Here is a 12,579-nt window from a genome sequence, read left to right as displayed (position 1 = left end):
GCGTCCGGCCCGCGGCCGTCCCGGCGATCAGCCGCGCATCGCCCGGCGGGCCGAGTCGGTGCGCTGGGCCGCGTTGGCCACGTCCACCTCGGCCGAGAGGACCGTCATGCCGCGGTCCGAGGCCAGGACCGGGTTGAACCGGATGCGCGCCACCTGCGGGTGGTCGTCCTTCAGGGCGGCGGTGCGCGCGAGCAGGTCCTCGAGGGCGGCCGTGTCCACGGGCGGCAGCCCGCCGTGGCCGAACAGCTTGGCCGCGGCCCGCGGCGCCCGGACCATCCGGCCCAGGTCCTGGTCGGTCAGCGGGGGCACGAGGTGGACCCAGTCGTCGAGCAGGTCGACGGCGTCCCCGGCGATCCCGAAGGACACCACCGGACCCATCAGGGGGTCCTCGAGCGCGGAGATGGTGCAGGCCTGGCCGGCCGGGGCCATGGACTGCACCTCGAGGCTGGGGCTGCCGTAGGGCTCCAGGATGCTGCGCATCTGCGCCACGTTGCGCCGCAGCGAGTCCGCGTCCACGATGTTCAGCCGCACCCCGCCCAGGTCCAGGCGGTGGCGCAGGTAGGAGTCCACCGCCTTGAGGGCGACCGGCCACCCCAGCCGCTCCGCGGCGGCCACGGCCTCGTCCGCGGTGCGGAAGCGCTCCGAGGGCAGGACCGCGATCCCGTAGCAGTCCAGCAGCTCGCACGCCTCCGCCGCGGACAGCCGCACGAGGTCCGTGCCCGTGGCGCGGGCCGTCCAGGCCTCGAGCAGGTCCTCGGCCCGCTCGCGGTCCACGCCGGCGGGCTCCACGGGCACCCCCGCCTCGGCGCGGCGCCACTCGCGGTAGCGCACGAGCCGCGAGAGCACGCGCGCGGCCTGGTCCGGGGAGGAGAACAGGGGCAGGCCCCGCTGCAGCCCGCCGTCCTCCGCGGCCGGGGCGGAGCTGCGCACCGTGGCCGCCTGGTAGTCGGGGTCCAGCACGCCGGTGAAGGAGGCGAGCACCGCGACGCCGGAGCCGCGGGCGCCCTCCTCGACCGCGGCGGCCAGCACGTCGGCGTCGCCGGGGCCCTGGTGCATGCCGGCCTGGGTGACCACCAGCAGCGAGTCCACCGCGCCGGACTCCGCGGCCCCGCGCACGGCCCGCCCGATGGTCCGGGCGGCGTCCTCCACGCGGTGCTCGGCATCCAGCCCGGGCACGTCCACGGTGGTGGTCACGGTCAGCCCGTGGCGCTCGACGGCGTCCGTCACCACGCGGTTCAGGGCCAGCGAGTTGCCCACCACGCCCACGCGGGGCCCGGCCGGCAGCGGCTGGCACGCCATGGCCTGCAGCAGGTCCATCAGGTCGTCGTGGTTGTCCACCGGGATGACGCCCGTCTGCTCGAGCATCGAGTCCACCGCCCCGGCCGGGGCCTGCGTGGTGCGCGTCTCGTGCCCCGGGGGCAGCCGGCGGCCCATGACGTCCGAGCGGGCCACCACCACGGGCTTGGACCGGGACAGCCGCCGGACGATGCGGGAGAACTTGCGGGGGTTGCCAAAGGACTCGAGGTAGGCCCCGACGGCGGCCGTGGCCGGGTCGTCCTCGAAGTACTGCATGGCGTCGTTGCCGGAGACGTCCGCCCGGTTCCCGGCCGAGACCACGGAGGACAGCCCGATGCCCCGGCGGTGGGCGGCGGCGAAGAGGGTGGCCCCGATGGCCGCGGACTGGGAGAACAGCCCCACGGAGCCGCGCACCGGCAGGAAGGGGGCCACGGAGGCGTTGAGGGACACGGCCGGGGCGGTGTTGATGATGCCCGCCGAGGCCGGGCCGATCACGCGCATCCCGTTGGCCCGGGCCTGCCGCACCAGCTCCCGCTGGCGGGCCAGGCCCTCCTGACCGGTGTCCGCGTAGCCGGAGGTGACCACGAGCAGGCCCTTGACGCCGTGGCGGGCGCAGTCCTCCACGACGGCCGGCACCTCGGGGACCGGGACGGCCACCACGGCGAGGTCCACCGGGCCGGGCACCTCGGCCAGCGTGGCGCGGGAGATCATCCCGGCCAGCTCGAGGGCCTCCGGGTTGATGCCGTACACCGGGCCCGTGTAGCCGCCCTCGATGATGTTGCGCAGCAGTGCGAAGCCCACGGAACCGGGGTGCCGGCTGGCGCCGATGACGGCCACGGCCTCGGGGGCGAGCAGCTCGGCGAGCGACCGGGCCTCGGCGCGGTGCTCGCGCGACTCCATGACGGCCCGCACCTTGGCGGTCGGGTCGATCGAGAACTCGACGGCGACCACGCCGTCGTCGAACCGCCGGGAGATGTCGAACCCGGAGTCCTGGAAGACGGAGAGCATCTTGCGGTTCTCCGGCAGCACCTCCGCGGTGAACCGGCGGATCCCGTTCTCCCGGGCGGCCACGGCCAGGTGCTCCATGAGGATCGAGCCGATGCCCTTGCCCTGGCTGGCGTCCGAGATGTTGAAGGCCACCTCGGCCTCCTCCGGGTCGTCGAGGCGGTCGTAGCGCCCCACGCCCAGGATCTCCCCGCCGCGCAGCACCACGAGCCCCACCCGGTCGCGGTAGTCCACGTGGGTGAACCGGTCGAGCTCCTTCTGCGAGAGCCGGGACTTGAAGGTGAAGAACCGCAGGTAGATCGAGTCCGGGGACTGGGCCTCGTGCATGCGCGCCAGGCCGGAGGCGTCCTCGGGTCCCACGGGCCGCAGGTGCGCCGTCGTGCCGTCCCGCAGGACGACATCGGCTTCCCAGTGGGCCGGATATTCGGGGGTTCTCGGCGTCTCGCCCATAGGATCACAGTAGACAATTCCCGCCCGGCCCGCTCGGTCCGGGCCCTTCCCCCCGACGAGGACACCCCCAGACCCCATGGCCCGAAACCCCAAGAAGACCTCCGCACCGGCCTCCGCGGCCATCCCCCTGGAGCAGGAGAACATCGTGGACATCGATGTCTCCGCGGAGATGGAGACCTCGTTCCTCGAGTACGCGTACTCGGTGATCTACTCCCGGGCCCTGCCGGACGCGCGCGACGGGCTCAAGCCCGTGCAGCGGCGGATCCTGTTCATGATGAGCCAGATGGGCCTGCGCCCGGACCGCGGGCACGTGAAGTCCGCCCGCGTGGTGGGCGAGGTGATGGGCAAGCTGCACCCGCACGGGGACTCGGCCATCTACGACGCCATGGTCCGCCTGGCCCAGCCGTTCGCCCTGCGCCTGCCGCTCGTGGACGGCCACGGCAACTTCGGCTCGCTCGACGACGGCCCCGCCGCGCCCCGGTACACCGAGGCCCGGCTGGCCCCGGCCGCCCTGGCCATGACGGGGTCGCTCGACGAGGACGTCGTGGACTTCATCCCGAACTACGACAACCAGTTCACCCAGCCGGCCGTGCTGCCGGCCGCCTTCCCGAACCTGCTGGTCAACGGGGCCTCGGGCATCGCCGTCGGCATGGCCACCAACATGGCCCCGCACAACCTGCGCGAGGTCGTGGCCGCCGCCCGGCACCTCATCGCGCACCCGGAGGCCGGGCTCGAGGAGCTCATGCGGCACGTGCCCGGGCCGGACCTGCCCTCGGGCGGGCGCATCGTGGGCCTCGACGGCGTCCGGGACGCCTACGCCACCGGCCGCGGCTCCTTCCGGATGCGCGCCCAGGTGGCGGTCGAGCAGGTCTCCGCCCGCAAGACCGGGCTCGTGGTCACCGAGCTGCCCTACGGCGTCGGCCCGGAGAAGGTGATCGAGAAGATCAAGGACGCCGTCAACGCCCGCAAGCTCACGGGCATCGCGGACGTGTTGGACCTGACCGACCGGAAGAACGGGCTGCGGCTCGTCATCGAGGTCAAGTCCGGGTTCAACCCGCAGGGCGTGCTCGCCCAGCTGTACAAGGCCACCCCGCTGGAGGAGTCCTTCGGGATCAACAACGTGGCGCTGGTGGACGGCCAGCCGCGCACGCTCGGGCTGCGCGAGCTGCTCCAGGTCTACGTGGACCACCGCCTGGACGTGGTGCGGCGGCGGACCACCCACCGGCTGGGGCGCAGGAGGGACCGCCTGCACCTGGTCGAGGGCCTGCTGCTGGCCCTCGTGGACATCGACGAGGTCATCCAGATCATCCGGACCTCGGACGACACGGCGGCCGCGCGCTCGCGGCTGAGGGGCGTCTTCGACCTCACCGAGATCCAGGCCAACCACATCCTGGAGCTGCGCCTGCGCCAGCTGACGAAGTTCTCGCGCATCGAGCTCGAGGCCGAGCAGGACGAGCTGCGCCGGGCGATCGAGGAGCTCGAGGCGATCCTGGGCTCGGACCAGCGGCTGCGCGAGCTCGTCTCGGCCGAGCTGCAGGAGGTCGCCGACGAGTACGGGGACGACCGCCGCACCGTGCTGCTGGAGTCCGAGAACCTCGCCGCCCCCTCCCCCACGGCCGGGGCCACGCGGGGCGCGGCGGCGCAGGCGGCCCTGCCCGGCACGCCGGCCGGCGACCCGCTCATGGTCGCCGACACCCCCTGCCTCGTGGTGCTGAGCACCTCGGGGCAGCTGGCCCGCACCGCCGACGACACGCCGCTGGCCCCCGCCGGCCGCCGGCAGCGCCACGACGCCTACCGCTCCGTGGTGGCGACCTCCGCGCGGGGGGAGATCGGCGCCCTGACCTCCTCGGGCCGCGTCCAGCGCGTGCAGGTGGTGGACATCCCCGCCCTGGCGGACCCCTCCCCCACGCCCAACCTGGCGGCCGGGGTGAAGGTCAAGGACTTCCTGACCCTGCAGCGCGGCGAGTCGCTCGTGGCGCTCGTGCCCCTGGACACGGTGCTGGCCATCGGCACGCGCCGCGGCGTGGTCAAGCGGGTCAACCCGGACTGGCCGCTGAACCGCGACGACTTCGAGGCCATCACCCTCAAGGACGGCGACGAGGTGCTCGGCGCCGGGCCGGCCCCGGAGGACGCGGACGAGCTGGTGTTCGTCACCCGGGCCGGGCAGCTGCTGCACTTCGCCGCCGGGCTGGTCCGCCCGCAGGGGCGCACGGCCGGGGGCATGGCCGGCATCAAGCTCGGCGCCGACGACGAGGTCCTGTCCTTCGCCGCCGTCCCGGCCGCCGCGGCGGGCGAGGACGCCCCGGAGGCCGGCCGCGCCGTCGTCGTGACCGTGACGCGCGGGGAGCCGGCCCTGCCCGGCTCGGCGTCCGGCTCGGTCAAGCGGACCCCGCTGCGCGAGTACCCGGCCAAGGGCCGCGGCACGGGCGGCGTGCGCGCCCACCGGCTGCTCAAGGGCGAGACGGCCCTGGCCCTGGCGTGGGTGGGGCCGGGACCGGCCCTCGCGGCCTCGGCCACGGGCGTCGCCCGGTCCCTGCCGGCCGAGGACGGCGCGCGCGACGGCTCGGGCCTGGCCATGGACCAGTCGATCGAGGCGATCGGCGCGGGGGCCTCGCCCGCACCGGTCGCCGCGGCCCCCGCCCCGGCCCGGCCGGCCGTGCAGCCGCGCGAGGACGCCCGGCCCTTCGACGACGACTCGGGCGTCACCACCGGCGACTGAGCCGGCCGGGGCCCGTGACCCGGCGCCCCTGACCCGGGGCCCCGGCGGGGCTCACGGGCGGCCGGCGCCCAGGCGCAGTCCCGTGGTGCCGGCCGCGGCGAACCGCTCGTCGTGGGTCACCATGACCGCCGTCCGGCCGCGCAGCGCGTGCCGCAGGTCCGCGACGAGGGCGGCCGCCTCGTCCGCGCCCAGGTGGGCGGTCGGCTCGTCCAGCAGCACGACGTCGGCCCGGGCCAGCAGCGCGCGCGCCACCGCCACCCGCTGGCGCTGGCCCCCGGAGAGGTGGTGCCCGGCCGGGCCCAGCCGCGTGTCGAGGCCCGCGGGCCTCGTGCCGAGCCAGCCCCCGAGCCCCACGAGGGCCAGGGCGGCGCGCATCTCGGCCTCGGAGGGCCGGTCGCCCGGATCCCGGGCCAGCGCCAGGTTGGCGCGCAGCGTGGAGTCGAAGAGGTGGGCGTCCTGCGGGCACCAGGCGACGCGGCGCAGGGCCTGCGCGGGCGCCGCGGGCGCCGAGGACTGCAGCACGTAGCGGCCGGCGTGCGGGGGCAGGAAGCCCAGCAGCACGGCCAGCAGCGTCGACTTGCCCGATCCCGAGGGCCCCGTGATGACCGCCAGGCCGTCCCGGGACGCGGCCAGGTCCACGCCCGTGAGCACGTCGCGGCCCGTCCCGGGATAGCGGGCGGCGACGCCCTCGAGCCGCAGGCCGGTGACGCGGGCGGTCCCGGGCCGGTGCGGGCCGGCGGCACCGGCAGGATCGACGGGCCCGGCCTCGACGACCGGGGCGCCCGGCCCGTCCGGGGCCGTCCCGTCGAATGCCCTCCCGTCGGACGCCGCGCCGTCCGGTGCGGGGCCCGCCAGCAGCGGGGCGGTCTTGGCCAGCTGCCGCCGCAGGACGGCCGCCTCCTGCCACGCCGTGGCGTACAGCCCCAGCGGTTCGGCGAGGGCCAGCAGGAGGAACACGACCAGCGCGGCGACCGGGGCGGTGACCCCATGCGCCAGACACAGCACCATGGCCTGCACGGCCGCCCAGCCGGAGAGCAGCACCGCGAGGGCCTGGCCCAGGCCGGCGGCGGCCGCGGCCCGCTGCAGCGGCCGGTCCGCGGCGCGGTCGGCCGCGGCGAACCGCTCGGCCGCCAGGGCGGCGGCGCCGTTGCCGCCCAGGTCCGCCGCGGCGGTGAACAGGGCGGTGGTCCGGCGCAGCAGCCCCGTCCGGTGGTCGGCGAGGGCGCGCGTGGCGCGGCGGTCGGCGGCGCCGACGACCAGCGGGACGAGGACCAGCCCCGCCGCGCCGGCCACGACGGGCGGCCACCACGCGGCCGGGGCCATCAGGGCGACGACCAGCACGGTCGCCGCCCAGCTGAGGACCGCCGCGGGGATCGGCACGATGACGCGCGGGACGGCATCGCGCAGTTCGTCCACGTCCGCCACCAGGACGGACAGGGCCCCGCCGGAGCGGGTGAGCCGGCCCCACTGGCCGGCGTGCGAGCCGAGCCGGTCCCACAGCCGCAGGCGCAGGCGGCCCGCCCAGTCCAGGACCGCGTCGTGGGTGCGGAGGCGCTCGAGGTACCGGGCCAGGGCCCGGCCGATGCCGAGGAACCGGACCATGACGATCACGGAGAGCAGGTAGAGCACGGGCGGCTGGTAGGCGGCCTGGACGATGAGCCAGCCGGACAGTCCCGAGAGCAGGGCCGCCGCCAGGGTGGCCGCCACCGCCCACGCCACCCCGGCGAGGAAGCGACGCTCGGTGAGGGGCAGCAGCCGCAGCCACGCGCGCCACCCGGGTCCGTCGCCGCGGGGCGCCCCGGCGGGGAGCCCGCCGGTCGCGGCGGCGTCTGCGGACACCGGGCCGGCCGCGGTCCCCGGGTCGGCCGGGGCAGCGTCCTGGCCCACCGCCTCCCCCGCGGCCCCGGTCAGGCCCACCGGCCGGTCGGCGCTCACCGTGGTCCCCGTCGCCACCGCCACCGAGTCCGGCCGGGACGCGGCGCCGGGGCCCCCGGGGTCCGGCGCCGGGCCGTGCACGACGTCCGCCCGGCGGTGCAGGGCGCGGTCGTGGGAGGCCACGAGCACGATCGCGCGCGTCCGCCGGCCCCCGGGCAGCCGCCCGGCCGCGAGCTCGCCGATCACCGACCGGATCCGCTCGGCGCCGGCCGGGTCGAGGTGGGCGGTGGGCTCGTCGAGCACGACGAGCCAGGCCCGTTCGTCGCCGGCGCCGGCCGTGGCGCCGGCGGCGGCCATGAGGCGGGCGAGGACGCGGGCCATCCCCAGCCGCCGCCGCTCCCCCGGGCTCATCTCGGCCGGGTCGCGGTCCTCGGTGCCCGCGAGCCCGCACGCGGCCAGCGCGGCCCCCGTCAGGGCGTCGTCGACCGTGCCGTCGACCGTCGCCCCGGCCGCGGCGTGCAGCGCGAGCTCGGCCCGCACCGTGGGCTCGCTGGCCTGCGGGTGCTGGCCGAGCCAGGCGACGGGCCGGCCGGCCAGTCCTCTCGTCGTCCCGCGCGCGTGCAGGCGTCCGGCGCGCTGCACGCCGGCCAGGGCGGACAGCACGGTCGTCTTGCCCGTGCCGCTCGAGCCCGCGAGCACCGTGGTGCGCCCGGGCTCGAGGTCGAGGTCCAGTCCCTCGACGACGGCGGGGCCCGGTGCGCCGTCGGGGCCCCGGTGGGCGAGGGACAGGCCCCGGACCCGCACGCGGTCGGCGTCGTCCGTCTCGGTCCCCGCGCTGCCGTCGGGCCCGTCCGCGAGCGCCTCGCGGTCGGCGAGGGACGCCGGCACGGGCCGCGCGGTCTCGGCGCGGGCCCGCCGCAGGGCCTCCACCCCGTCCTCGGAGGCGTGGTGCGCGGCCCCGATGTCCCGGAAGGGCAGGTAGACCTCGGGGGCGAGCGTCAGCACCAGCAGCCCCGTGTACAGGTCCACCTGTCCGTCGACGAGCCGGACCCCGATGACCACGGCGACGACCGCGACGGAGAGCGTGCTGATGAGCTCCAGGGCAAACCCGGACAGGAACGCGGTGCGCAGCGTGGTCAGGGTGGTGGACCGGTACCGCTCCGAGACCCCGGCGAGGGCCTGGCGCTGCGTGCCGGCCCGCCGCAGGCCCACGAGCACGGGCAGGCCGCGGGCGAGCTCCAGCAGGTGGTGCGAGAGCCGGTCCAGCCCCGCGGCGGCCTGCTGGACCCGGTCCTCGGTGTACCGCCCGATGAGCACCATGAACAGCGGGACCAGCGGCAGGGTGAGCGCGAGCACGAGCGCGGAGACGAGGTCGTGCGCGAGGATCCACGCCCCCAGGGCGAGGGGCACCACGGCCGCGGAGAGCAGCGCGGGCAGGTACTGGGTGAAGTACGCGTCGAGCCCGTCCAACCCCGTGGCGGCGAGCACGGCGTCCTCGCCGGCGCGGTCCGCCTCGGCGCCGGCGGCCGCGAGCCGGTGGCGCACGAGGGCGTGGCGCAGTTCCTCCTTCGCCCCGAGGGCGGCGCGGCGGGCGAGCACCTGCTGGCCCCACGTGGCCGCGGCGCGGGCGAGCACGCCGCCGAGCCCCAGCGCGCACGTGGCGGCGAAGGCCGCCGAGCCGGTGAGGTCCGTGAGTCCGACGGCGGCGGGGTCGTACGAGGCCGGGTCCGGGCGCAGCAGCAGGCCGAGGAGGTTCCCGCTCTCGGGGGCGGGCAGCAGCGCGGCGAGCTGGGCGAGGCCGCGGGCCAGGGCGACGGCCAGCAGGATCCAGCCGGCCGCCCGGAGCACGGCCAGGGCGGCCAGGCCGGCGAGCGCCCGGCGGCCGGAGCGGGAGGTGGGGAGTTCGGGTCTCAGACCGGCGTCACCACGTGCGACTCGGGGATGTGCGTCTCGTGCAGCCGGCGGCGGAACACCCAGTACACGTACGCCGAGTAGGCGAGCACGACCGGCACCATGACGAGGGCCGCCCAGGACATCACCGTCAGGGTGTACTCGGCGGAGGCCGCCCCGGAGACGGTCAGGTCGTGGGCGGGGTCCAGGGTGGAGGGCAGGACCACGGGGTACACCGCGAGGACCACGCCGGCCGCGCCGGCGGCCATGGACGCCGCGAGCGCGGTGAAGGCCCAGCCCTCCCGGCGGGCCCGGGCTGCGGTCCAGGCCGCGCCGGCGGCGAGCGCGGCGGCGGCCAGCAGGGCCCACGGCACCACGCCGGGGTCCCGGCCCACCACGATGACGCCCCAGGCGGCGGAGGGCAGCAGGTACAGCGGCAGGTACCGGGACAGGTGCCGGTGGGCGGCCCGGCGGGGGCTGCCCTCGGTCTTCAGGCCCAGGTAGGCCCAGCCCATGGCCAGGGCGAAGCCGACGGCGGCCGTGCCGCCCACGAGGCCCTCCCAGGACAGCCACGCGAACGGCCCGCCGACCCGGTCGCCGTGGGCGTCCAGCGGCAGGCCCGTGGTGGTCACGGCCAGCAGCAGCCCGATGCTGAAGGCCGCCACGGCGGACCCCCCGGCCAGGCACCAGTCCCACGCCGCCCTCGTCGCGGCGGTGCGGGCCTTGCCCCGGTACTCGATGGACACGGCCCGCAGGATCAGCGCCAGCAGGGTGACGGTCAACGGCAGGTAGAGGCCGGCGAACAGCGAGGCGTACCAGTGCGGGAAGGCCGCGAACATGGCCCCGGCGGCGGTGATCAGCCACACCTCGTTGCCGTCCCAGACGGGGCCGATGGTGTTGAGCAGCACGCGCCGCTGGCTCTCGTTGCGCCCCCAGGCCCGCATGAGCATGCCCACGCCCAGGTCGAAGCCGTCGAGGATGAGGTAGCCGGTCCACAGCACGGCGATGAGGGCGAACCAGAGGACGGGGAGGACGTCCATGGGGGCCTGCCTTTCGGGGGGTCGGAGGCTGGGGTGGGGGCGGGGGCGGAAGGAGGGCGGGGCGGGATTGTCGCGGGGCCGCCGCAGGCTCAGTAGGCGAAGGCGAGCACGTCGGTGTCCGCCGGACGGGAGCCCCCGGGGCCCGCGTCGCCGTCGCCGTCCTCGTGCTCGTCGGCGGTGAGCTCGGGCATCCCTGCCGGCACGCCGCCCTTGACGTAGCGGGTGAGCAGGACGACCTCGACCACCATCAGCACCGCGTAGACGACCGTCAGCAGGACCAGCGAGAACAGCAGCTCCCCGGCCGAGACGCCGGGCGAGACCGCGGCGGCCGTGTACATCCACACCTGGTCGATGCCGGTGGGGTCCGGGTTGGGGACCACCACGAAGGGCTGGCGGCCCATCTCCGTGAAGATCCAGCCGGCCGCGTTGGCCCCGAAGGGGGCGAGGATGCCCACCACCGCCAGGCGCATCAGCGCGGTGGACCGCGGCACGGTCCCCCGGCGGGTCACCCACAGCGCCACGGCGGCCGCGAGCGCGGCGAGCCCGCCGAACGTGATCATGATCCGGAAGCCCCAGTAGGTGACCTCCATGACCGGCAGGTAGTCGATCTCCTGGCCGGCGCGCTCGCCGTAGAGCGGGTCGTCCGGCAGGTGGGTGCCGTACCGCTCCTGGTACTGCGGGATCAGCGTGTTGACGCCGGCCACGTCCGTGGTGAAGTCGTTGTGCGCGAGGAAGGACAGCAGGCCGGGGATCTCGATCACCCCGACGATGTCGTCGCAGTTCGTGGCCCCGTCGGTGTTGCGCAGGTCCGCCACGGAGAGCACGGAGAAGCCGGTGCCGTCGTGGCAGGCGGCCTCGGCGGCGGCCATCTTCAGCGGCTGTTGCTCGATCATCAGCTGGGCCTGCGCGTGGCCGGAGAAGGCGGTGCCGAGGAAGCCGACGACGGCGATCCAGGCGCCCCAGCGCAGGGAGGAGAACCAGACCCGGTGGTCGGTCTCGTCCCGGCCGCGCGAGCCCGTGCTCCCGACGACGACGGACCCGTCCGCGGCGACGGTGTCGATCCCGTCGCGGCGGCGCTTCCACAGGTGGTACCAGGAGATCCCGAGCAGGAAGGCGCCGGCCACGGAGACCGCCCCGAAGAGCGTGTGCGGGAAGTGCACCAGCAGGGTGTTGTTGGTCAGCACGGCCCAGAGGTCGTTCATCACCGGCCGGCCGTCCACCATCTCCACGCCCACGGGGTGCTGCATCCAGGCGTTGGCGGCCAGGATGAAGTAGGCGGAGAACACCGAGCCGATCACCGCGGCCCAGATGGCGCCGAGGTGGATCCGGGGGTCCAGCCGCTTCCAGCCGAAGATCCACAGGCCCAGGAACACGGACTCCAGGAAGAACGCGATGAGCGCCTCCAGGGCCAGCGGGGCGCCGAAGACGTCACCGACGAAGCGGGAGTACTCGGACCACGCCATGCCGAACTGGAACTCCTGGACGATGCCGGTGGCCACGCCCATGATGAAGTTGATCAGGAAGAGCTTGCCCCAGAACTTGGTCATCCGCAGGTACTCCTCGCGGCCCGTGCGGTGCCAGCGGGTCTGCAGCAGGGCCACGACCAGCCCCAGCCCGATCGTGAGCGGGACCATCATGAAGTGGTAGACGGTGGTGATGCCGAATTGCCAGCGGGCGATGTCCAGCGGATCCATGGGCGGGCCTCTCCCGGCGGCCGCGGCGGGGGGTCACCGGGCCGCCTGCTGTCGGGGCGACGATGTCGGCAGGCCGGGACTTCTACAGCCTGTAGAAAACGAGTCTAGCCCGAACTTCTACGTACTGTAGAATAGTGGCGTGGCCCGCCCCGGGCCGTGGCGGACGTCACCGCACGGGCGGACCGCACGAGGCCGGCACCGGCACGAGGACGAGACAGAGGGAGGCACCGGTGGCACTGGGCGATCTGGAACGGTCCGTGATGGACCTGCTGTGGGACCGGCCGGGTGCGCACACGGCCAACGAGGTGCGCGACGCCCTCGCCGGCGAGCTGGCGGTCACCACCGTGCTGACCGTGCTCTCCCGCCTGGAGAAGAAGGGGCTGGTGCGCCGCGACGGCGGCCGGCGCCCGCACCGCTACGCCGCGGCCTCCACCCGCGAGGACCACACCGTCGGGCTGCTCAACGAGGTCCTCGGCTCCGTGCCGGACCGCCAGGCCGTCCTGGCCCGCTTCCTCGGCGGGATCGGCCCCGACGAGGCCGCCGCCGTCCGCCGCCTCCTGGAGTCCTGAGCCCCCGCTCCCGGGGCCGGGTTCCCCGCCGGCGTCCGCCG

6 protein-coding genes are annotated in these 12,579 nt (G+C 75.9%); 2 read left to right on the top strand and 4 right to left on the bottom strand.

All coding sequences use genetic code 11. The features are described 5' to 3' along the window. Nucleotides 1-27: 27 nt before the first annotated feature. Nucleotides 28-2,751, bottom strand: a complete 2,724-nt coding sequence (locus E7744_RS06495) for a GNAT family N-acetyltransferase (protein ID WP_137773413.1) — start codon at nucleotides 2,749-2,751, stop codon at nucleotides 28-30. 76 nt (nucleotides 2,752-2,827) lie between these two features. Here E7744_RS06495 and E7744_RS06490 point away from each other — a divergent pair, with 76 nt between their 5' ends. Next, a complete protein-coding gene (locus E7744_RS06490; RefSeq protein WP_137773412.1) occupies nucleotides 2,828-5,470 on the top strand; it encodes a DNA topoisomerase (ATP-hydrolyzing) subunit A in 2,643 nt (880 codons plus the stop codon). Between the two features lie 51 nt (nucleotides 5,471-5,521). On the opposite strand, the gene cydC is transcribed toward E7744_RS06490, so the two are convergent. The 3 genes from cydC to E7744_RS06475 all read right to left on the bottom strand — a co-directional run bounded on the left by cydC (nucleotide 5,522) and on the right by E7744_RS06475 (nucleotide 11,969). Then, a complete protein-coding gene (gene cydC / locus E7744_RS06485; protein WP_168199772.1) occupies nucleotides 5,522-9,193 on the bottom strand; it encodes a thiol reductant ABC exporter subunit CydC in 3,672 nt (1,223 codons plus the stop codon). A gap of 62 nt (nucleotides 9,194-9,255) precedes the next feature. After that, nucleotides 9,256-10,275: a cytochrome d ubiquinol oxidase subunit II gene (gene cydB, locus E7744_RS06480; protein WP_137773410.1), complete on the bottom strand. Its 1,020-nt coding sequence runs from the start codon at nucleotides 10,273-10,275 to the stop codon at nucleotides 9,256-9,258. A gap of 89 nt (nucleotides 10,276-10,364) precedes the next feature. Further along, nucleotides 10,365-11,969, bottom strand: coding sequence for a cytochrome ubiquinol oxidase subunit I (locus E7744_RS06475; protein WP_137773409.1), 1,605 nt, complete (start codon nucleotides 11,967-11,969; stop codon nucleotides 10,365-10,367). A 230-nt stretch (nucleotides 11,970-12,199) separates the two neighbouring features. Between E7744_RS06475 and E7744_RS06470 the strand changes: the two genes are divergently transcribed. Continuing rightward, the gene (locus tag E7744_RS06470) at nucleotides 12,200-12,538 is read left to right on the top strand and encodes a BlaI/MecI/CopY family transcriptional regulator (RefSeq protein WP_137773408.1); all 339 of its coding nucleotides are present in this window, start codon (nucleotides 12,200-12,202) and stop codon (nucleotides 12,536-12,538) included. Nucleotides 12,539-12,579: the final 41 nt, after the last annotated feature.

Origin of the sequence: Citricoccus sp. SGAir0253, assembly GCF_005877055.1 — a bacterium.
GTDB lineage: Bacteria > Actinomycetota > Actinomycetes > Actinomycetales > Micrococcaceae > Citricoccus.
Note: the sequence above shows the minus strand (reverse complement) of the source record. Positions and strands in the feature narration are given on the sequence as shown.